The sequence below is a fragment of the Sporosarcina sp. FSL K6-1540 genome, from assembly GCF_038620285.1.
Classification (GTDB): Bacteria; Bacillota; Bacilli; order Bacillales_A; family Planococcaceae; genus Sporosarcina; species Sporosarcina psychrophila.
In genome coordinates this window covers 782,714-804,126 of the sequence record NZ_CP152018.1, presented here as the reverse complement: position 1 = coordinate 804,126, position 21,413 = coordinate 782,714, and the positions used below count along the sequence as shown (strand labels likewise).

17 protein-coding genes and 1 pseudogene are annotated in these 21,413 nt (G+C 38.1%); 12 read left to right on the top strand and 6 right to left on the bottom strand.

The annotated features are described in order from the left end of the window. The first annotated feature begins 63 nt into the window (after positions 1-63). A complete protein-coding gene (locus MKY15_RS03580) occupies positions 64-1,365 on the top strand; it encodes a Na+/H+ antiporter NhaC family protein (RefSeq protein ID WP_342538992.1) in 1,302 nt (433 codons plus the stop codon). Between the two features lie 176 nt (positions 1,366-1,541). Here the strand turns inward: MKY15_RS03580 and aspA (MKY15_RS03575) are convergent. Beyond that, a pseudogene (gene aspA, locus MKY15_RS03575) lies at positions 1,542-1,880 on the bottom strand (aspartate ammonia-lyase); the annotation flags it as partial. Positions 1,881-2,216: 336 nt separating this feature from the next. Here aspA (MKY15_RS03575) and kdgD point away from each other — a divergent pair. The 4 genes from kdgD (at position 2,217) to MKY15_RS03555 (ending at position 6,299) form a co-directional block, all read left to right on the top strand. Then, a complete protein-coding gene (gene kdgD / locus MKY15_RS03570) occupies positions 2,217-3,149 on the top strand; it encodes a 5-dehydro-4-deoxyglucarate dehydratase (RefSeq protein ID WP_342538991.1) in 933 nt (310 codons plus the stop codon). 9 nt (positions 3,150-3,158) lie between these two features. Beyond that, entirely contained in the window at positions 3,159-4,619 is a 1,461-nt protein-coding gene (gene gucD, locus MKY15_RS03565; RefSeq protein ID WP_342538990.1) for an alpha-ketoglutaric semialdehyde dehydrogenase GucD, read from the top strand. Between the two features lie 678 nt (positions 4,620-5,297). Further along, positions 5,298-5,585 (top strand): hypothetical protein, encoded by a 288-nt coding sequence (locus MKY15_RS03560; protein WP_342538989.1) that lies wholly within the window; start codon positions 5,298-5,300, stop codon positions 5,583-5,585. Between the two features lie 24 nt (positions 5,586-5,609). Then, entirely contained in the window at positions 5,610-6,299 is a 690-nt protein-coding gene (locus MKY15_RS03555; RefSeq protein ID WP_187045736.1) for a FadR/GntR family transcriptional regulator, read from the top strand. 118 nt (positions 6,300-6,417) lie between these two features. Here MKY15_RS03555 and MKY15_RS03550 read toward each other — a convergent pair whose 3' ends face one another. Continuing rightward, complete coding sequence (locus MKY15_RS03550; RefSeq protein ID WP_187045735.1) at positions 6,418-7,341, bottom strand: LysR family transcriptional regulator; 924 nt, start codon at positions 7,339-7,341, stop codon at positions 6,418-6,420. Positions 7,342-7,786: 445 nt separating this feature from the next. On the opposite strand from MKY15_RS03550, the gene MKY15_RS03545 reads away from it, so the two are divergent. The 5 genes from MKY15_RS03545 (at position 7,787) to MKY15_RS03525 (ending at position 12,404) form a co-directional block, all read left to right on the top strand. Next, a complete protein-coding gene (locus MKY15_RS03545; RefSeq protein WP_338655320.1) occupies positions 7,787-8,248 on the top strand; it encodes a RidA family protein in 462 nt (153 codons plus the stop codon). A 44-nt stretch (positions 8,249-8,292) separates the two neighbouring features. Beyond that, a complete protein-coding gene (locus MKY15_RS03540) occupies positions 8,293-9,267 on the top strand; it encodes a hypothetical protein (RefSeq protein ID WP_187045733.1) in 975 nt (324 codons plus the stop codon). Positions 9,268-9,572: 305 nt separating this feature from the next. Beyond that, positions 9,573-10,586, top strand: coding sequence for a TRAP transporter substrate-binding protein (locus MKY15_RS03535; protein ID WP_342538988.1), 1,014 nt, complete (start codon positions 9,573-9,575; stop codon positions 10,584-10,586). A gap of 19 nt (positions 10,587-10,605) precedes the next feature. Then, the gene (locus tag MKY15_RS03530) at positions 10,606-11,100 is read left to right on the top strand and encodes a TRAP transporter small permease (protein WP_342538987.1); all 495 of its coding nucleotides are present in this window, start codon (positions 10,606-10,608) and stop codon (positions 11,098-11,100) included. After that, positions 11,097-12,404 (top strand): TRAP transporter large permease, encoded by a 1,308-nt coding sequence (locus tag MKY15_RS03525; RefSeq protein WP_342538986.1) that lies wholly within the window; start codon positions 11,097-11,099, stop codon positions 12,402-12,404. The genes MKY15_RS03530 and MKY15_RS03525 overlap by 4 nt, the downstream gene beginning before the upstream one ends. A gap of 619 nt (positions 12,405-13,023) precedes the next feature. Here MKY15_RS03525 and aspA (MKY15_RS03520) read toward each other — a convergent pair. The 3 genes from aspA (MKY15_RS03520) to MKY15_RS03510 form a co-directional block, all read right to left on the bottom strand. After that, positions 13,024-14,442, bottom strand: coding sequence for an aspartate ammonia-lyase (aspA, locus tag MKY15_RS03520; protein ID WP_342538985.1), 1,419 nt, complete (start codon positions 14,440-14,442; stop codon positions 13,024-13,026). Positions 14,443-14,514: 72 nt separating this feature from the next. Beyond that, positions 14,515-15,735, bottom strand: coding sequence for a sodium/glutamate symporter (gene gltS, locus MKY15_RS03515; RefSeq protein WP_342538984.1), 1,221 nt, complete (start codon positions 15,733-15,735; stop codon positions 14,515-14,517). A 171-nt stretch (positions 15,736-15,906) separates the two neighbouring features. Continuing rightward, positions 15,907-16,806: a LysR family transcriptional regulator gene (locus MKY15_RS03510; protein WP_187045727.1), complete on the bottom strand. Its 900-nt coding sequence runs from the start codon at positions 16,804-16,806 to the stop codon at positions 15,907-15,909. 266 nt (positions 16,807-17,072) lie between these two features. Between MKY15_RS03510 and MKY15_RS03505 the strand changes: the two genes are divergently transcribed. After that, positions 17,073-18,014, top strand: a complete 942-nt coding sequence (locus tag MKY15_RS03505) for an agmatinase (protein ID WP_187045726.1) — start codon at positions 17,073-17,075, stop codon at positions 18,012-18,014. 241 nt (positions 18,015-18,255) lie between these two features. On the opposite strand, the gene MKY15_RS03500 is transcribed toward MKY15_RS03505, so the two are convergent. Next, positions 18,256-19,152 (bottom strand): hypothetical protein, encoded by an 897-nt coding sequence (locus MKY15_RS03500; RefSeq protein WP_342538983.1) that lies wholly within the window; start codon positions 19,150-19,152, stop codon positions 18,256-18,258. 1,237 nt (positions 19,153-20,389) lie between these two features. Here MKY15_RS03500 and MKY15_RS03495 point away from each other — a divergent pair. Then, positions 20,390-21,412: a LacI family DNA-binding transcriptional regulator gene (locus tag MKY15_RS03495; RefSeq protein WP_342538982.1), complete on the top strand. Its 1,023-nt coding sequence runs from the start codon at positions 20,390-20,392 to the stop codon at positions 21,410-21,412. Position 21,413: the final 1 nt, after the last annotated feature.

Sequence of the window (21,413 nt, the reverse complement as noted above, 5' to 3'; positions counted from 1 at the left end):
ATATAGAAATACTATGTTTTCAGTAAGTTCTGGGATTTCGACAGACTACTAGGAGGAATATTTATGACAAAACTTAAAGTGAAAAAGGGAAATCCCTTTGCGCTTTTTCCATTACTTGTTTTTGTGTTGCTATTTATCGGCACGGGGATTTTCACAAAAGACTTTTCAAATATGCCATTGAATGTAGCGATACTAATCGCAGCCGCTATCGCTTTGATGATGAATAGAAAAGAAAAGTTGTCCAGTAAAGTGGAGACATTTACTAAGGGCGCTGGCCATCCGAATATTATATTAATGGCTGTCATCTTTATTTTAGCGGGTGCATTTTCTGCAGTTGCTAGCGGAATGGGAGCGGTCGAATCCACTGTTAACCTTGGCTTATCCCTATTACCAACGAATTTGTTGATGGTTGGATTGTTCGTTATTGGCTGCTTTATTTCGATTTCAATGGGAACGTCAATGGGGACCGTTGTTGCATTGGCTCCGATTGGAATGGGGATTGCGAGTCAAACGGGTATCCCGCTTGCAATGGCGATGGCGACGGTAATCGGGGGTGCAATGTTTGGTGATAACTTGTCGATGATTTCAGACACGACAATTGCGGCGGTTAGGACACAAAATATAAAAATGAAAGACAAGTTTAAAGTAAACTTCTTGATTGTTTTGCCTGGGGCAATTGCTACAGCGCTTATTCTAGGTATAATCACACGCGGTAATGTAGCAGATTTGAGTGGGGACTATCAGTATGAGTTGTTTAAAATACTCCCTTATATCGTGGTATTTGTAGCGGCGTTATTAGGTGCACATGTGCTGGTTGTTTTGCTTGGTGGAACGCTATTTGCTGGAATTATCGGGATGATTGATGGGTCTTACAGTTTCGGTGGTTTTTTACAACTAGTTGCTGAAGGGATTATTAGTATGGAGGATTTAGCAATCATTGCAATCTTAATCGGTGGCGTCGTTGAGATTATCAAATATAACGGCGGTATTGATTATCTTTTATATGTCATTACGAGCAAAATTAAATCGAAAAAAGGGGCTGAGTTTGGGATTGCTGGTTTAGTTAGTATGGCTAATATCGCCACCGCGAATAATACGATATCGATTATTATTACTGGGCCATTAGCAAAAAGTATCGCGGATGAATATGAGATCGACCCAAGGAAGTCAGCTAGTTTACTTGATATGTTCGCAAGTAGCTGGCAGGGGATTTTGCCTTATGGAGGGCAAATGCTTGCGGCTGCTGGATTAGCAGCAATATCACCGGTTAGTATTATCCCTTATTCTTTTTATCCTGTCTTAATCGGAATTTGCGGTGTTGTTGCCATTTTAATTGGTTATCCGAAATTTCGTCAGACAGAATAGGCAGTTGCGATTTCGCTTATTTGGGATAGCTGTCCGCTGACACACGTTTAAATTACATATAGTTCTGAAAAAGTTGTAGTTATAATTGATAATAAACAATCCCCCACAGTTTAGAAAAGTGGGGGATTGTTTATTTATTTCAATAACAGTCCTCCAGAAATTCCTGGGTTGGTCATTTAATAAAGATCTAAGATTAGGTTTAGTTCCTCTTCAGATAAAATCCCGTACTGATTACAAAGTTCACAGATGAATTTATTCTCTACAATAGCTTCACGTACTATTTTGCAGCAGCTTCATAGCCAATATGAGAAGTAATGGCTGTAATAACTGCCCCACTCTTTTAAACATAGTGTTTCATTTGCTTTTATTCCTAAAACATAATAACCGGTAAATATCAGGAATCCATTATTCATGATGTTAATGGACTACGGTAGGTTAAAAACGAGTAAAGGTTCCATGACATTCAGTTCCAGTTGGCCAGCTTCGTATGCTAGACATATGGTGTTATCAATTCCATAATCACACTTTATTTTATGTTTTACAATGCGACAATGTGTTGCTGAGCATGATTCACGCGATACATTGGGAATGCATTTATAGATTGGTGGATTACAGGAAACAGGATTCTATTCTCAGCCAGATGTACATGAAACAACCTTAGCCCAAAATCACTGTATCACTAATGATAGTAAAACTACATAATTCAGTCCGAATTCTACTTATACGTTTGGTATAACAATTTAAATGTGGAGCTTTTTTTCAAGCGTATTTTTAAAAGAGTTGACAGATAATTATTATTGTCTTACAATATGACATATAGAATAAATACAATTTTGAGGGGTGGAATTAACATGAGTACATTTAGTAGGAGAGCACCAAAAGGAATTTTAGGGTTCCCAGTTGCTCCAATGGATGCAGAAGGTAAATTGGATTTACATGCGTTAGGTGAAAACATTGAGTTTTTAATTGATAATGGGTTGAAATCGGTTTTTGTTGCGTGTGGTGCAGGGGAATTACATGCAATAAGCAATGAAGAATATAGAGCAATGGTTGAAGTTGCAGCAGAAAAGACTAAGGGGAAAGTACAACTCTATACGGGTGTTGGTGGGAACATTACTTATGCTCTTGAACAAGCTCAAATATCTAAAGAACTTGGGGCTGAAGGTTACCTGATCTTACCTCCGTATTTGATAGATCCTTCTCAAGACGGAATCTATAATTACTTGAGTAAGATCATAGAAAGTACAAATTTGAATGCAATTGTTTATCAACGTGATAACTGTGTTTTAGAACCTAAAACCTTGCAAAAACTATGTGAAATACCACAGCTCGTAGGCTATAAAGATGGATTAGGTGATATGGAGCTAAATGTTGAGCTCACTCATTTGATTGGTGACCGCCTGGAGTGGATCAATGGAATGCCGTTAGCAGAAGTGACGATGGCGTCGTATGTAAACCTTGGATTCACTTCTTATTCATCGGCTATTTCCAACTATATCCCTCACATTTCCGCGAAGTATTATGATGCACTGCTAAAAGGAAATGACGAAGTAGTTCATGAATTGTATGAAGAAGTAATCTTTCCAATTCATCGTATTCGGAAACAGAAAAAAGGGTATGCTGTTTCACTTATTAAAGCGGGGATGCAAATCGTAGGCCTTCCTGTCACTACAAATGTCCGAGCGCCTATCGCCCCTGTGGAAGAGGGGCATTATGAGGAGTTAAAATCGATTATTAATAATGCATTGGCGAAATACCCTACTCATGCCAAGGCTATAAACTAGGAGGTAATTATGAATACAACAACTGAATCTAAAACTACGACATTCTTAAATTATATTAACGGCGAATGGGTGGCTTCCGATACAGGTCAGACGGAGGTCAGTAAAAATCCTGCAATAAAAGGTGAAGTGGTCGGTTCGTATCAACTATCCTCAAGCAATGATTTTAATGATGCGGCAACCTCTGCTCGAATAGCGCAAAAAGCTTGGCGTAAACTAGCAGGAAGTGTTCGCGGAGATTATTTATTGAAAGCTGCTTCTATATTAGAGGAGCGTATCGATGACATTGCGGCTACAATGACCCGAGAAATGGGGAAAACATTTGCTGAGGCGAAGGGAGAAACTGCACGTGGTGTAGCTATCCTACGATATTATGCTGGCGAGGGAATGCGGTCGATCGGGGACGTCATCCCTTCAACAGATAGCGAAGCACTTTTGTTTACAACACGCGTTCCTGTAGGGGTTGTTGGAGTTATTACGCCGTGGAATTTCCCTGTCGCTATTCCACTCTGGAAAATGGCCCCAGCACTTATTTATGGGAATACAGTTGTTATTAAACCTGCAAGTGAAACGGCCATTACATGTGCTAAAGTGATTAACTGCCTGCACGATGCAGGTTTTCCGGCGGGTGTTATCAACATGGTGACAGGCTCAGGTGCTAAAATTGGTACAGAGATGGTAAATCATCGTGAAATCGATGCCATTACGTTTACAGGGTCGAACACAGTCGGTAAACAACTGGCCCATAGCGCTGTTACAAGGGGAATTAAATATCAACTTGAGATGGGTGGAAAAAACCCAGTTATTGTTGCAAGTGATGCGGATTTGGATTTGGCAGTCGATGCTACAATCAGTGGTGGACTAAAATCTACTGGCCAAAAATGTACAGCAACAAGCCGTGTTATCGTTCAAAAAGAGGTATACGATAGATTTAAAGAAAAGTTGCTTGAAAAAGTGGCGGAAATTAATGTCGGAGACGGTCTTGAATCAGGTACGTGGATGGGACCTTGTGCCAGCGAAGGCCAGTTGAATACCGTTCTTTCCTATATTGAAAAAGGAAAAGAAGAAGGGGCGACATTGTTATTCGGTGGAAATCGAGTACTTGAAAATAAAGGATATTACGTGGAACCTACCGTTTTTGAAAGTACTTCGCCCGATTTGACGATTGTCAGAGAAGAAATCTTCGGTCCCGTTCTTGCACTCTTGAAAGTGGATACACTGGAGGAAGCTCTGGAACTGGCAAATGACTCGGAATATGGACTAAGTGCTTCTATTTTTACAACAAACATAGGGAATATGTTGTCCTTCATTAACGAAATGGATGCTGGCTTAGTGCGGATCAATGCAGAAAGTGCGGGCGTTGAATTACAAGCTCCGTTCGGTGGTATGAAGCAATCCAGTTCTCATTCCCGGGAACAGGGTAGAGCTGCAATTGAATTTTTCACTTCTATTAAAACTGTATTTATTAAATAAGATCCAAGCAGAGGAGTTATGCGATGAAAAGCTAACTCCTCATTTTTACATGCCTTTTTTTAGTCGTTTGATTTTTTGCTGAAGTGGATGTATGGTCTCGAGTAATGATGAGAAGGGATAACGTGCATTACATTAATGACCAAGAAATTAGGAGACTCATTTCGGTGAGCGGCATTATTGAAACAATCTAAGCGTATTACTTACAGGAAGGGGAAAAACGTTCATTGCTCCCAGAGCGATTATTTATAAATGAAGGTAAAAATTCGGCTTTGTAAATGCCTTCATTTTATGAGAACTATAATGGACAAAACTAATTGAAATCACCTCTGATAATGAAGCTAGATTGAGGGGGATTTTTCTATTAAGTGACATAGAAACGATGAAACCACTTGTTCTTATGGATACCAGAGCGATTACAGCAATGCGAACCGACGCTGTAAGTGGTTTAGGTATGAAATACTTGGCCTCCGATTAAACTGATACAATTGGCGTCATTGGCACATGAGATCAGGGGTTTAGCCATTTGCAGACCGCTTGTGTAGTTCGGCCGATACAGCGCGCTTAGTGTATAATCGTAGTAAGGAATGACTAGATTCTTTTTTAGAGGAAGCCAAGGGTGAATTTCCATCCGTCCAATTTGAAGTTGCTGAACCCGAAACAATTTTGAAAGAGGCTCAATTGATTATTACAACAACGACTTCCGTGGAGCCTGTTATCCCCTTTGACGGGCAGATTGATTTAACTGGAAAGCATTTCGCAGCTTCAGGTTCCTTTAAGTCATTTATGCAGGGATTTCCTGATACAATTATTAATGGGGCGGATTATTTATTTGTCGACTCGCGTGCTGCAATTTCTGAATGCGCTGAAATGATCCAGTCAAAAACATTTGGCTATAATGAGAACATGGTTCCCGAATTGAGAAGTTTAGTCCAATGTGGTAATAATGAAAACATGAAGAAAGAATAGGATAGTTTTGAGAGGAGGGGTGGTATGCAGGAATATAAAATGGATACTATCCGTAGAAGTACATTGTCACAACAGGTGCTAGAACAAATTGTACACCTGTTGATGAGTGGACAATTGAAACCGGGGGATAAGTTGCCGGCAGAAATGTCATTAATGAAGCAGTTTGATGTAAGCCGACCTGTATTACGCGAAGCACTGAGTTCATTGGAGACATTGGAGATCATTACGAGGAGACCACGTGGAGGTACATTTATAAATAACAAGGTCGGCAGTAATCCATTCAATGTTATGCTTGCATTATCTATTAATAATGTACCTGCCATCATCGAAGCGCGTATGGCCTTGGAATTGGGTTTGGTCACGATTGCAGCTGAAAAAATAACGGATGACCAACTTGAAAGGTTAAGGGAGACCATTGATTCCATACAAGAGAATGCGGATGGTGATTATGGTCGTTTAGATAAAGAGTTCCACAGGATTATTGCACAAAGTGCAGATAATCCTGTGGTTGAGGGAATGATTGATTCCCTGCTTGTAACACATGAAAAAACGGATAGCTTAATTAGCTATCGGGAACCGGAAATTACAATTGAGCATCATATCGCAATCTATGAAGCATTAAAAAGAAGAGATCCTTTTGAATCCTTTACACAAATGTATAAGCATCTTAGCTATGTGAGAAATAAAATTTTGAAGGATTACGAAAAGAAGTAATTATACTAATAGTAAACGTCAACTAATGCCTGCAAGTTTAGATGGGCATTAGTTGACGTTTATTTATGTTCATACCAAATTCAAATGAATGGGTTTACCGTTACCCATTAAATTTCCTTCAGAGTGAAAGATCTTCATGTTTTTCATTTAAGAAATTTGCGTACTGGAGAATGAAATTGAAAAAAACCTCTATGCATGGTAACGTGGGATGAATTTTAGAAGTAGCGAGATAAATATTTCTAAATGCATTAGGGTGATCAATAGGAATCTTTTTAATGGAGAAACTATCAAGAACATCCAGATCGGGTACGATTGCAATACAATTATTATGATTAGTAGAAACTAATCCAGCCATAGTGATTTCTTCCGCCATAGTACAAAAATGATTAGGTTTTTTAGAACAACCGGAAAAAAGTCGATTGATGAAACTTTGAATTTCTCCCGCTGACTCAGTATAACTGATAATTGGGTAAGGCAATAATTCTTCCATAGATAATGAAGTTTGATTTGCCAATGGATGATTTAAAGATGTGATACAAACCAAATTTTGCTTGAGAACGGGTGTGAAATTTATATCGGGTTCATTAGGCATATAGGTGCAAAATCCAAGATCCACGGAACCGTCTTTTATCTTTTTTATACTGGTCGCGGTATCGCATTGATGGAAATTTATTGTGATATTTTTGTGATTTATATCGGCAAGAAAGTTTTTAATTAGTATAGGTACAAAATGATATCCCAGTACAAATAAGAAACTAAAATCGATGATCCCAGAATCCTTTTTCTTAAATTGATGTAGCAAATCATAACCGAGTTCAATTTCATGAAATCCCTTTGAAACATAAGAGCTTAACAATCTACCATACTTTGTCAGACGAACATTGCGGCCCTCTTTTTCAAACAGCGCAACCCCTAAATCTTCTTCCAGTATCGACATGGCACGACTTAAACTAGGCTGCGTAATGCAAAGGAATTTGGCCGCTTGTGTATAATGCTGGAATTCTGCCATTATCTTAAAATAGTAAAGATTATTAAAGTTCATGTCTATCTGTCCTCCTCATGTTTTTAAGCCTAAAATGTTTTATTCCTCGCTAGGTAGCAATCAACTGTTTATTGTGATTTTTCCATCTTCTAAAATTGATGAAAAAATGAATTGTCATTTACGAAAGAAAAAGTCAGTTTTATTGTCTTTACTTTCGAATGATTTCTAAAACTATACCAACAACCATAGATAAAAGCTATGTATTCAGGTAGAAATAAGTATTGGTAGTTATGTGATAATTCGTAGTATTATAAATGAAGCAGGGAAGATACGATAATGTTGAAACCCGCGGATGAATTAATAAAAGAATATCTTAGTATAATACGAGGCTTACGATGCTGTACAGCGCTCGAAATAATGCAATATCACAGCAGAAAGCAGATTGGTTCAAAAGAAAATTACTCGGAGTATTCTTATTGTTATTGGGTGGAAGGGAGAAATAATTATGGGTTATGAAGAAAGATTAGAGAACGAAGGATATAAACTTCCTGAACAAGTCAAACAAAGTAAGCGATTATTTGAGGGGGGAGTTAGAACCGGTAATTTGATTTTTGTATCAGGAAATGCTGCGAAGGTGGATGGCATTTTGAAGTATCAAGGAATTGTTGGTGACACAATTGCTATTGAAGAGGCCCAAGACGCAGCTAAGATTGCCTTTGTAAACTGTTTAGCAACAGTAAGGAATATGATGGGAAGCCTTGATGGTATTAAGAAAATTGTCAATATAAAAGGTTATGTGGCAAGTACAGCAGATTTCATTGAGCAGCCGGAAGTTATGGATGCAGTGTCTGCTTTGGTGAATGAAGTATTTGGTGAAGCGGGGAAACACAGTAGGGTTTCTATGGGAACAGCTTCACTTCCAGGAGGAACACCTGTAGAAGTTGAAATTGTTGTTGAAGTAAAATGATGAAGTCGTAAATTAAAAATTGACACAAAAAGGAGAAAAGAGCTATGAAAGAAATGCTAAAAGAAGTGCCATTGGGTATCAGACAATTGTTTACTAGTATTACACATTTAAAAGAAGGAGAAAAGGTACTTGTCATCACTGATGATAATAAAAAAGAAATCGGTGAGTTCGTATATAAATATGCTAAAATGTTTTTTGAAACAACTATGATTGTAATGACACCAAGGGAAGGGCACGGTGCTGAACCTACGGAAGCTGTCACAGCAGCATTAAATAATTGCGATGTTGCGTTTGGTGCAACCACGATGTCTCTATATCATTCAAAAGCCCGTTTAGATGCAAGTAAAAATGGACGATTACGCTGGATTGGACTTCAGGATTATGCCCTTCATATGTTTGAGTCAGGAGGATTAACGGCGGATTTTGACGAGGTTACAAGGGTAGTTAATCGTGTGGCTCCTTTTTATAAAGGGAAAACGTTTACACTTACTGCACCTGGTGGAACCAATATGGTTTGTAGTATAGAAGGACGTGAGCCTGTTTTGGATCATGGAACGGCAATTGTGCCTGGAGCTGCTTCATTTCCTCCGAATGCAGAAGTTGCGTTGGGACCGGTTGAAGGGACAGCTAATGGTGTATTAGTATTTGACGGAAGTATTCCACATCCTTTATTAAACTTAATTGATGAGCCAGTCAAATGTATTGTGAAGGACGGGTTTATTACAGAAATATTGGGTGGGCGTGAAGCAGATATATTACGTAAACTCTTAGCTGATTTCAATGATCCGACAGTTTATAATATTGCAGAACTCGGTCTCGGATTAAATAAAGAGAATTTCCTCTGTGGGCATATGGCGCCGGATGAAGGTTCTTTTGGAAATATCCATATTGGTATTGGAAAGAATTTGAACTTTGGTGGTCATGTAAACTCCCCATTGCATTTGGATTTGGTAATTAAGACCGTGACCTGCGAGATTGACGATCGCTTCATTATGAAAGATGGCGAATTGCTAGTATAACTAGGTAAATCATTCACAAAGAAATATTAATAAAAAACCTCTTGATATCATAAGTTGTTCCCGTTTGATGGCGAAAAGAACAACTCTATGTACCAAGAGGTTTCTATATGGTTTGTAACTTGTGAAAGCACTTAAATCACAAAAATGTCTACACAGAATAATAAACCGTCATATAAAGTAAGCGCTTACAATGTGTGGCTAAGATGAAACATTTAGCAACTACTTCTTATTTAATCTATTAAGCTCTCTTGTTGTAAAGGAAGAATAGTGAGAGGTAACGAAATATTGTATAGGAGGATGATTATATGAAAAAGATTAAAAAAATTACAGCTGTCATTCTATGCTTGTTTTTGATGCTAGTAGTAGCTGGATGTTCTTCTTCGGTTAGTGGTGAAGAAATAGGCGAAAAACGAATTATCAGCATAGCTACAGTTCAGCCAGAAAACCATTCCATCGTTCTAGGTTTGAATGCATTTAAAGAGTATGTAGAGGGGGAATTAGGTGACAGAATTGAAATAAAAATCTTTACCAATGGTGTAATTGGTGGCAATTCTGAGGCGCTTGAATTACTACAGATGGGATCCTTGGACATGCTTGTGACAAGTGGAAGCAATTTAGAAGCATTTGCTGATGAATATAAGATTTTCAGTTTACCTTATTTGTTTAAAGATGAGGCAAGTTTTCGCAAAGTTATGGACGAAGAAGAATTTGTAGACAAGATTTATGATTCTACGGCTGATAAGGGAATTCAGGGAGTCACTTGGTTTGCTAATGGTGTTAATAATTTCTATTCTTCAAAGAAAATTGAAACGCCGGAAGACCTGAAAGGCTTGAAGGTTCGTGTGCAGTCAAGTGAGGCGAACGTAAAGATGGTACAAGGCTTTGATGCAGCAGCAGTTGTTTTGGCATACGGTGAAGTCTATACTGCATTACAAAATAAGGTAATTGATGCTGGAACTAATCCTGAGATGGCACTTGTTAATATGAAGCACGGAGAGGTTGCAAAATACTATTCTCGGACAGAACATCAGATTTTTACAGATATGTTTGTGGCAAATACAAAGTTTTTGGATTCATTGACGGATGAAGAAGAAGAAGTTTTCCGAAATGCTTTCAAATTGAGTACCGAAGTTGCAAACGGTGAATGGGACAATCTGATTACAGAAGCAATCCAGGAGGCAACACTGATGGGAGTAGAGTTTGTTACAGTGGATAAAGAACCATTTGAAGAACTACAAAAGCCGGTAAAAGAAGAGTTATTGAAAGGAAATCCGGAATTGCAAACTCTTTATGACATAGTCCAAAAAATTCAAAACTAAATGAAAGGAGAGGATGATAATGGAGAAAATAAGAAGTGTTATGGATAAAGCTCTAGCAGCGATATGTGCACTACTATTAGCTTTTATGACTGTACTTGCGACGTACCAGGTAATTACGCGGTACGTCTTCAAAGCTCCGAGTACAATGTCAGAAGATATGCTGAGTTATTCATTTGTCTGGGTATCCTTGCTAGGCGCTGCACTTGTCTTTGGTCAAAAAGATCATATGAAGCTATCCCTACTTTCAGATAAGTTTAAAGGAGCAAGCGGGCTTGTCTTATCAATTTTTACTGAATTGCTAATTATAGCGATTGCAGTAATTGTCTTTTTAGTCGGAGGAATAGATTTTGTCGGAGTAGGTGCACTGCAGGCTTCACCCACTTTAAATATTACTATGGATTTTGTTTATACAATTCTTCCACTCAGTGGTATTTTGATAATAATCTACAATTTATTAAATATCATTCAATCTATCCAGAAATTTAACGATCGCGAAAAGGAGGAATTACAATGAGCGTAGCGGTATCAGCAGCTTTATTGATCCTTGTGACGATTGTTGTTTTACTACTATTGGGTATTCCAATTGGCATCACATTGATTGTTGCATCAATATTAGCTATTACGCAATCGTTGGGTTTTTCGGCAGCGGTTCCTTCCTCTGCATTAAAAATGTTTCAGGGGATTAATATCTTTACACTATTAGCAATACCTTTCTTTATTCTGGCGGGAAATATAATGAATAAGGGAGGCATTGCCCTTCGTTTAATCAATCTAGCAACTGCAATGACAGGGAGGATTCCGGGCTCATTAGCTCATACTAATGTAGTAGCTAATATGCTATTTGGATCAGTATCTGGCTCGGGAACAGCGGCTGTATCTGCAATGGGAACAATCATGAGTCCTATTCAAAAAGAGAAGGGCTATGATGAGGATTTTACAGCAGCAATTAACATCGCAACCGCACCTACTGGACTGTTAATTCCACCCAGTACTGCTTTAATAACCTACGCGTTGGTGAGTGGTGGAACTTCAGTTGCAGCTCTTTTTCTTGGAGGCATACTTCCAGGTATATTATGGGGTTTAAGTTGTATGGTTGTGGCTTATTTTTATACAAAGAAGAAAGGATATATCGATACAAAACCAATATCATTTAAGGAATTTATTAAAGTTACACTAGATGCAATCCCCAGCCTGTTTTTGATTATTATAGTTATTGGTGGGATTGTTGGTGGTATATTCACTGCTACAGAAAGTGCTGCATTCGCAGTAGTCTACACCTTGCTTTTATCCACTATATTTTATAAAACATTAAAAATTAAAGAATTATATACAATTCTAGTTGATAGCGCGAAGTTGTCAGCGATTATTATGTTCTTAATCGGCGCTTCTAATATTATGGGCTGGGTCATGTCGTTTACTGGAATACCTAACATGATGGCTGATGTCATATTGGGGATTTCTGATAATCCTATCATTATCTTGTTGGCCATAAATCTTTTATTACTATTTGTAGGTACATTTTTGGATCTTACGCCTGCGATTTTAATTTTCACACCTATTTTACTTCCTGTTTGTTTAGCATTAGGAATGACACCTTTACATTTTGGAATTATGCTTACGTTTAATCTATGTATTGGAACGATTACCCCACCAGTAGGGAATATTCTTTTTGCCGGTATTAAAGTGGCCGATAGGAAATTGGAAAAAGTTATGCCACACCTTTTAAAGTTTTATGGAGCTATTTTTGTTGTTCTTATGCTGGTAACCTATTTCCCATGGTTTTCATCATTCTTACCATCATTAGCTGGATATCGTTAACATAATATTTGAAATGATAAACAAGGGGCTGTGTGACAAACAGCTCCTTATTTGTATACCAAGTATTGGCGTATTCTAATGGAGGTTAATGTTATATCCTCAGATCAGGCGATTAGACATCATTAGAAAGATGGCGGAAACTAATTTCATGCACAGGCACCGGCGTTTGTTTTTTAAAATTACTGCATCTTCAATGTAAGCAATACATCATAGATTGCGACGAATGATGTTTCCACAATATCCGCTCCGATATATGGGACACCCGATAGTCGGGCAAGTTGCTTCGATATGTCTTCAGTTAAATTGCAATGTACAAACCATAGAAAAGGGGGGAGCGCCCGATTGTATCTTCGGGCGCTTTGAAAATGGATAGAGAAGAATCTATTCCTTCATATTAAAAGCAAGCGCTCTTCTTTTATGTCCATTATAGGGAAGCGAAGGACAGCTAACGGTAACACGATTACCGAAAAGAACGCTAAAATAAGTGACTTCGTCACTTATTTTAGCGCTTGATTTCTCAATAATCGTGTAGCGGGCACTTTGTCCAAAGCGAACCAATAATGGCCTGTAGAAAAAGGCAACTCACTGTGATTGTCTTATTTTTTTATTCAAAGTATCTTTATTTACTCAACAGTCCTCCAGAAATTCCAGGGTTGGTCATTTCGTAAGGATCTAAAATTAGGTTTAGTTCATCTTCAGATAAAATCCCGTATTGTTTACAAAGTTCACGAACCGACTTATTATCTATAATCGCTTCACGTGCTATTTTTGCAGCCGTTTCATACCCGATGTGTGGATTAATGGCTGTAATAACGCCCACACTCTTTTCAACATAGTCTTTCATTTGTGTTTCGTTTGCCTTGATTCCTGAAACACAATAATCGGTAAATACCTGAAATCCATTATTCATGATGTTAATGGACTGCAGTAAGTTGAAAACGAGTACGGGTTCCATGACATTCAGTTCCAGTTGGCCAGCTTCGGATGCAAGACATATGGTGTTATCATTTCCGATTACCTGAAAGGCAATTTGGTTAATGACTTCAGCCATTACTGGGTTTACTTTCCCTGGCATCATTGAAGATCCGGGTTGTCGGGATGGTAAATTCAATTCATTTAACCCTGCACGTGGACCGGATGCCATTAATCTTATATCATTCGCTATTTTAGACATGTTCATCATACATACTTTTAGAGAAGCGGACACTTCGGTGTATACATCCGTATTTTGTGTCGCATCTACTAAATTCTCAGCTGCGAGTAAAGGAAAGCCACTGATTTCCTCTAAGTGTTTAACGACGGATAGGATATATTTCGGCTCAGCATTGAGTCCGGTCCCAACTGCAGTAGCACCCATATTTACTTCGTACAGATGCTGACGCGATTGGGAAATACGTTTAATATCTCGTAGGATTACACGGCTATAGGCTTCGAATTCTTGTCCTAACCGGATTGGAACCGCGTCTTGTAGATGAGTGCGTCCCATTTTAATGACATGATCAAATTCATTTGATTTTAATTTAAACGCATTATACATGCTTTCCATGGTTACCAGTAACTTTTCTGAAAGGGCAAGTGTAGCAATATGAATAGCGGTAGGGAATGCATCATTTGTTGACTGAGCCATATTGACATGTGTGTTTGGGCTTAAAAAATCATAATCACCTTTTTGTCTGCCGAGTATCTCCAAGGCGCGATTGGCAATGACTTCATTGGCATTCATATTGATAGAAGTCCCTGCGCCTCCCTGTATCGGATCGACGATGAACTCATTGTGCCAGTGTCCTTCGATTATTTCATCAGCAGCCTGCACAATCGCTTTCTCCAATTGAGAAGGAAGGCGGTCTATCTCTCGATTGGCGATTGCGGCTGCTTTCTTGACGATAGCCATGGCTACTATCAATTCTTTATCGATACGATAGCCAGTAATCGGGAAATTCTCAATGGCCCTTAGCGTTTGAATCCCGTAGTAACAATCATTCACCACCTCTTTTTCACCTAGGAAATCTCTTTCTACTCGTATATTTACAGTTGTCATCTTTATCAGTCCTCACCTATTTTATCGGATAAATGTATTCTCAATAAATGCAACTAGCCCTATTAAATACCGTTAGTGTGCGAAGAAATTAGTGAATATAACGATACAAGGTACCCCTACCAAATCGATTAACATTGATCCGGCTACTGGAATGATGAAAAATGCTTTTCTGGATACAAGTCCGTATTTACTCGCAACTGCGTCCATTACAGCTAGTCCATTTGCGGTTGCTCCTAAACCATGGCCGATAAATCCACTTGCAAGCAGTGCAGCATCGTAGTTTTTTCCTGTAAATTTAAAGACAATAAATACTGCAATCAGGACTATTGCAATGGTTTGAGCTACTAGAATGATAATTAGAGGAACGGCTAAGTCATACAGTTCCCATATTTTTAATTTCATCATGGCCATCGTCAAGAATAATTCTAGGGCAATGATTGAAATGACATCGATTGTTTTCTGGCTAACGGCAAAGTATTGTTTCTTTTCATTAATTGATCGGAAAACCAATCCTACAAATAAGCTGAATACATGGCCTGGAACAGTAAATCCTGTTGCATCTGTTATCCATTTAGCTGTATTGGTTCCAATTGCTAAAATGATTAGGATTGCGGCAACGATTGTAATAATGCTTTTGGCAGTGATTTCGTCCTTAGAATTGTTATCTCCAGTTTCAACCAGCTTACTCCATCCGGCGTCAGTTTCAATTTTTAAGTTATTTCTCTTAATTAACCAGTTACCAACCGGTCCACCAATCAAACTTCCCGCAACTAAACCATATGTTGCGGCAGCCATACCGACAGTGAGAGCGCTTTCAGCTCCAGCATCTTGAATGAACGGAGCCATTGCGGCTGCCATTCCGTGACCACCCTCTAATGCAACGGCACCAGCAACAATGCCTAACAAAGGATCAATGCCAAGTAAGGTAGCGAGTGCTACACCAAATCCATTTTGGAAGATAGCCAATCCCCAACAAATGAGGAGATAAATGAAAAGTATTTTCCCACCTTTTCTAATTAAGTCAAAACTTCCTCCAAGGCCGATTGTGACAAAAAATACGAACATGAGTAAATCGCCAATTGTATTATCCAATGAAATAGAAGGTAAATTGACTTCAAATAATACCCATGTGAGTAATGCGAACCCAAATCCGCCGATTACCGGGGCTGGAATACAGTACTTTTCAAAAAAACTGATTTTCTTTCTCCCTAACATTCCAAGAACCAATAATAATGCACCAAGTGCTGTCGAAGTGATTAAATTTAGTTCAAGGCCCCCATCTTGAAAAATCATTGAAATCCTCCCCCTCTGGAATAAAGTAATACTCCTATTCAAGCATCACTAGTAAGATATTTCTGAATGACTAAAAATTTGTTATAAAAACTATAACATGTGGGGGAGGTTTCGAATTATCAGACTGTTTTATTAACTGATAGATTAAATTTATGAATGATTTAATCTAAATTAAAAAAGTGGGTTACTCTGAAATTGATGAAAAACGAAAGATGAACAAAAATTGATAATTTCTGTAACGGGCTCGTCTTTTGAATAAGCTATTGCAATTTCTGTATTGATATTTAAAGGTTTTGTTAATGGAATGTTCACCAACTGATTGCTCTCAACTTCCTCATACACTGCATGTTGCGGTAAAAAGCAAATACCCATGCCTTTCTTTACTAACCTTTTAGCGGATTCCATATTGTCGACTTCTATAATTGTATTTAGTTGGAGGTTCATGGACTCCATTAATCGATTTATATAGAGCCATTCAGTTGAATTATGATCGTAAAAAATTATATCCTCGCTTGTTAATTCTTCTAAAGAAACGGATTTTTTCTTGTTGGCCAGGTTGTGGTTTGCAGCTGCGAAAAGCCCTACAGGATTGCTGAGTATTGTTTTTGTATGAATTTTTGGATGAGTAATCGTTCTGATAAGCCCAAAATCAATTTCATTATTTACTAATTTGTTCATAATTTCTTCGGAATGATGAGAAATAATTTTCACCCTTAATAGTGGGAACTTTTTTTTGAGTTCGGGCAAAATTTCCGGTATGAGATAACTTGAAACTGAATTGGCGCATCCAATCCGTATTTGATCGGGAATATACATATCTTGTTTCATTTTATAGGTCGCTTCTTGATAATAACTAAGCATTTTTTCAGCATAAGGGAATAGTTTTTTTCCGCTATCCGTTAGTATGGACTTCCTGCCTTCTCTGAAAAAGAGTTTTGTATTCATTTCATTCTCAAGGGAACGAATGCGTGCTGAAATAGTAGGCTGGGATAAAAACAGTGCCTCCGCAGCTTTATTGAAGTTATCAAAATGAACAATGTAGACGAATGCTTCTAAGTTCCGGATATTCATACTTTCATCTCCTATTCATATCTTCTATATATTCTACCTGAAAATAAAACGACTGACAGATTGTTTTCAAATGAATGAATACATAAATATATTTTATCGTTTGATAAAATAGTCTGATAACTAATAGGGGATTTAGCGTGCTATATTTGTTTTAGCCCTAATATACACTTTCACCGGCTAAGGATGAATTATACCTTACCGGTCAGAAGGCTGAAGTGGAAATATGAAAGATAGCAGTCAAAATTCATTTAAATGGGGGATTTACTATGGAAAGAGTTAATATGCCGATTACAGGAATCTGTTCTTTTGCTAAGTATCCAATCTGTGATAACTTAGAAAATCTTGACGCTGACATCGCAGTTTTAGGTGTTCCGTACGATACGGGTGTAGGATTCATGACGGGATGCCGTTTCGGTCCAAGAAGAATTCGTGAAGTATCCACACATTATTCACGCGGAGATGCTGGTTTTTACGATCCGGAAAGAGATGAAGTTTTCTTGGGAGCACCCGTAAAAATAGTTGACGTTGGAGATGCAGACGTTGTCCACGGAGATATTCCGAGATCGTTCGACGCTATTGAGTATGCGGTTAGTAAAATTCGTGAAAAGGGTGCAATTCCTGCAATTATGGGTGGAGATCACTCAATTTCAATTCCGATTGCAAGGGGATTAAAAAACGAGGGAAAAGTAACTGTCATCCAATTAGATGCACATCTGGATTGGTCCGATGCTCCAGGTGGACAAACACTTGGTAATGGTAGTCCAATGAGAAGAATGTCTGAAATGGAACATATTGATGAAATGGTGCAAATTGGGCTCCGTGGACTAGGGAGTAGCCGGAAAGAGGATTATGATGCAGCCAAAGCATATAATAGCCAGTTGATTTCTGCAAAAGAAGCGATTAAGCTTGGTGTTGAAGGGGTGTTAGACAGAATACCGGTGGCAGATAAATATTATGTAACAATTGATATTGACTGTTTTGATATCTCGCTAGCTACCGGTACTGGATCTCCATCACCCGGTGGATTCTCATATGACTTCTTAAATGATATTTTGATAGGGATTGCAGAGAAAGGCAATGTTATCTGCTTCGATCTTGTTGAAGTAGCGCCTCAATATGATCCGACAGGTGCAACTACTCGTGTAGCTGCAATGACGATGTTGAACTTCATGGGACATATTTTGAAAAAACAAGAAAAGATTCAATAATAATGCCTCGCAATCACACGAATTAGAATTGAATTTGAAAACTTTGTTGTATTCAATAAGAATGAATACCATTGCATCTAGGTAGATTTAGTATGTATCGAAGTCTTGGCGAAGAAGGAAATTAGTATCTTAATTGAAAAAATCAATTGTCATCGTGGATCTCGAATTTAGGGAATAAATCCAATCAATTGAAATGAAAAAAAGTCAGCCAACTCTCAAAGTTGGCTGACTTTTTTGTTGTTTACTCCACCACGGAAATTTCACCGTGCTCCAAACTATAATAAAAGTTTTCGTCAGCTACTGTAACGAGAACATTGATTGTGGAGGGGTCCTCTTCGTTTGGACGATATAGTAAAAGATCTTGATTTTGCGGGACTAGTAAATAGTCGGTACCGTCTTTATTGCGGTATCGGTCGCCTTCAAAGTGCTCTGCAATTTCCGCCTCAAGAGCCTCTTTTGTTGTTGTGAAAGAAATTGTTTCTACCCAATCGTCGTAATACGTGACGAGTAATTCTTTCGCAGGGTATTGTTGAATCCAGTAATTTTGTATCATTTCATCAGGGCCTTCAGATTCTGGATTGCCAAGCTTTGCTTTCACTGCCGACGGTTTGTCGCCTTGTAGAACGCCGTAGATTAGGAATTGGTCATTTTTCATACGAAACATAGGCGTTTCTTCTATTGAAGTAGATTTTTTGTATTCACCGCTGAGTATTAACTGAGATCCGTCAGTAATTTCTTCATTGAAGGTGAGCTGGAGCGCTGAGCCGTCCATCTTGATGATCATTTTGCAGTTTGCGGTAGCCTCGCAAGTAGCTTCGGCTTGATGGCCATCAATTGTTCCGTTCCCTTCAAAGGTAAGTGACTTCGGAGAAGAGTCTTCAGTAGTTGGCTGTAAGCCGCTTATTTTGTAGTCGAATTCAGATTCATCGTTCTCCGTAATGTGCAGCGTGCCAAGTATGTTGTCACTTAGGAAAAACCATTCTCCATTCCAAGGGCTTTCGGAGACGGTTTCGTTAGTAGGTGTCGGATTTTCTACTGGATCAGTTTTTCCACTGGGAATCTGATCTTTGTCGGGGCTGCATCCCGTTACAATGATTGCGAGAAGCAGGATGGCTGTTCGTGGTATCCACTTTTGCATATTGGTACCTCCATTTATTGGGTTGTTGTGCATTCAACTATACAGGAGATACATGACAATTACATGGTAGATAAGTGTGGGCTAGTTCTAAGTTGTCTAAGTAGTGTTTGATAAACCAATAGGTAAATTGAACACTTTGGAAGTTGTGAAAAGTTAAATATAAAGTAATCCGAAAAACAATAAATTCATTTGCTTTTAAAGACAGAAGTTATTACTTACAGTTTAAGATAAAAGACATCATAAAAGGTTTTAATGCGCTAAAGAACGACAAGATTCAATCGTTAATTCACTGAAAGTTGATTGTTTTACAATGAAACATCCGAACTGCATTTATTAATGCGTCTTGGGTGTTTTTTAATTATATTGGACCAAGATAATATGTCTTTGGTATTGAAGGAAACATAGTTCACGATATCTAACGAGCAAAAAATTGTGGTTGACCTGAAAGTAAATGAAACATAATATTTGAACGAGTTTTGTTTAATTGCTCTAAAGAAGAACTTTTGAACATAGAATATCAAAATTGACGTTTGAACTCGTGTTTAAAATTTTAACGGTGTTCAAAAAAGACTTGCAAATTAATTTTCTGATTGCTAGAATGATGTAAAGTTGGAATAGTCAGATAACTAAAAGGCGTTCAAAAGGAGAGAATCAGATGAAAGGGCCGGACGTCTTGGAAGAAAATCAGGGGAAGGCTTTTTAAATACTGAGGGGTAATAAGTGAAGAGATTTATCGATAGGGTGAGCATTAGTTGCTTGTCCGTTTATTGATGTAATCGAAACTTTCGACGAAGCTTCAGTTTGCAAAAGATGAAAATCGAGTGGGAAAGTGCTGATAGGGAATATAAGATACTTTTGCATACTACGGTTTACTAATAATGAGGAGACGGGAGATATACGGTCAGTATCGAATTGAAGTCCCAACTTTTATATGCCAGGGACCATCAATTAATATAAGGGGATGCGTAACACAGTTGTATTGTGATGTAAATTAGAGTTAGTAATCTTATTTAATAGACTATTTAAAAAACATGTTGACACCCGTAAAAATAGACTATATATTATTTGTAATAACAATTTTCCGACTATAGGGAAGTACTTCACATATTTTTTACCTAAAGTTGTACCTACAACCCATCCACAAACTGCTGTGAGTTTACTATTGTACTAAACTACATGGAAATTTGTAGTACAATAATGTAAAAGAAAACGGTTGCAAAAGAAAGAGGTAAATAAAATGGTGAGATTAAAAGATATTGCAGAGTATGTGGGTGTTTCAGTTACAACTGTTTCCCGTGTGATTAAAAATGATTCTTCTCGAAATGTGAATCCTGAAACAAAGAAAAAAGTTTGGCAGGCAGTAAAAGAGTTAGGATATACGCCAAATGAGTATGCGCGGCATCTTGTTGCATCTTCTAGGCAACAGAAAAAAAGAACGAAGAGAATTGCGTGGCTAGCTAGTCCACGCCTTGCAGAAACAAATCCGTATTTTTCTAAAATCTATTCTGGTATCAGCGAAACATTGAATAGCGCTGGATACACGTTGCTGCTGCTAAGTAATGAGGATTTGGAAGATGAGGCACTTTTCCATCAGATGATTCGTGAAAAGGAAGTTGAAGGGATATTACTAATTGATAAAGTGGATGAAAAAGTTCTTCTTGAGATTAAAGATTTACTTCCTGTTGTGGGTGTTGATTTTAACTACAGTGATCATGCGATTTCAACTGTAGATTATGATCGGGAGGATGCAGCGTGGAAGGCTGTAGAACATCTAGTGTCAAAAGGGCATCAGCGTATTGGATTCATGGGCGGTGAGATAGGAGCCGATATGGCCAGCGAAAAACGTTTCAAGGGCTTTAAAAAAGCGATGAATGAATTCGGATTGACTATTGATAAAAGTTGGGTGATTAATACAGGTTGGTGTTTGGAGCAAAGTTATAAGTCGGCGATGGATTTATTGAGTCAACCATCAACTAATCGTCCAACTGCTCTATTATGCGCGGGGGATTTGTTGGCGATTGCGGCGATGCGGGCAGCACATGAACTTGGACTTACTATACCTGATGATATCGGGTTTATTGGGATCGATAATAATGAAATGGCTCAATATGTCCATCCTTCATTGACAACAATATCGATTCCACAATATGAAATGGGTGTAATCGCGGCAAAAACGCTAATTAACCAAATTGAAGACCATCCGAACATTGATTTAAAAACGTTATTACCATTTAAATTAGTAGTACGTCAATCGACATGAA

Bases quoted from the DNA above. Each gene is read 5' to 3' on its own strand.
- MKY15_RS03530 (WP_342538987.1), top strand. From the start codon at position 10,606: ATGGAGAAAATAAGAAGTGTTATGGATAAAGCTCTAGCAGCGATATGT.
- MKY15_RS03505 (WP_187045726.1), top strand. From the start codon at position 17,073: ATGGAAAGAGTTAATATGCCGATTACAGGAATCTGTTCTTTTGCTAAG.
- MKY15_RS03540 (WP_187045733.1), top strand. From the start codon at position 8,293: ATGAAAGAAATGCTAAAAGAAGTGCCATTGGGTATCAGACAATTGTTT.
- gucD (WP_342538990.1), top strand. From the start codon at position 3,159: ATGAATACAACAACTGAATCTAAAACTACGACATTCTTAAATTATATT.
- MKY15_RS03510 (WP_187045727.1), bottom strand. From the start codon at position 16,806: ATGAATATCCGGAACTTAGAAGCATTCGTCTACATTGTTCATTTTGAT.
- MKY15_RS03525 (WP_342538986.1), top strand. From the start codon at position 11,097: ATGAGCGTAGCGGTATCAGCAGCTTTATTGATCCTTGTGACGATTGTT.
- MKY15_RS03555 (WP_187045736.1), top strand. From the start codon at position 5,610: ATGCAGGAATATAAAATGGATACTATCCGTAGAAGTACATTGTCACAA.
- kdgD (WP_342538991.1), top strand. From the start codon at position 2,217: ATGAGTACATTTAGTAGGAGAGCACCAAAAGGAATTTTAGGGTTCCCA.
- MKY15_RS03500 (WP_342538983.1), bottom strand. From the start codon at position 19,152: ATGCAAAAGTGGATACCACGAACAGCCATCCTGCTTCTCGCAATCATT.
- MKY15_RS03495 (WP_342538982.1), top strand. From the start codon at position 20,390: ATGGTGAGATTAAAAGATATTGCAGAGTATGTGGGTGTTTCAGTTACA.
- MKY15_RS03545 (WP_338655320.1), top strand. From the start codon at position 7,787: ATGGGTTATGAAGAAAGATTAGAGAACGAAGGATATAAACTTCCTGAA.
- MKY15_RS03550 (WP_187045735.1), bottom strand. From the start codon at position 7,341: ATGAACTTTAATAATCTTTACTATTTTAAGATAATGGCAGAATTCCAG.
- MKY15_RS03580 (WP_342538992.1), top strand. From the start codon at position 64: ATGACAAAACTTAAAGTGAAAAAGGGAAATCCCTTTGCGCTTTTTCCA.
- MKY15_RS03535 (WP_342538988.1), top strand. From the start codon at position 9,573: ATGAAAAAGATTAAAAAAATTACAGCTGTCATTCTATGCTTGTTTTTG.
- gltS (WP_342538984.1), bottom strand. From the start codon at position 15,735: ATGATTTTTCAAGATGGGGGCCTTGAACTAAATTTAATCACTTCGACA.
- aspA (WP_342538985.1), bottom strand. From the start codon at position 14,442: ATGACAACTGTAAATATACGAGTAGAAAGAGATTTCCTAGGTGAAAAA.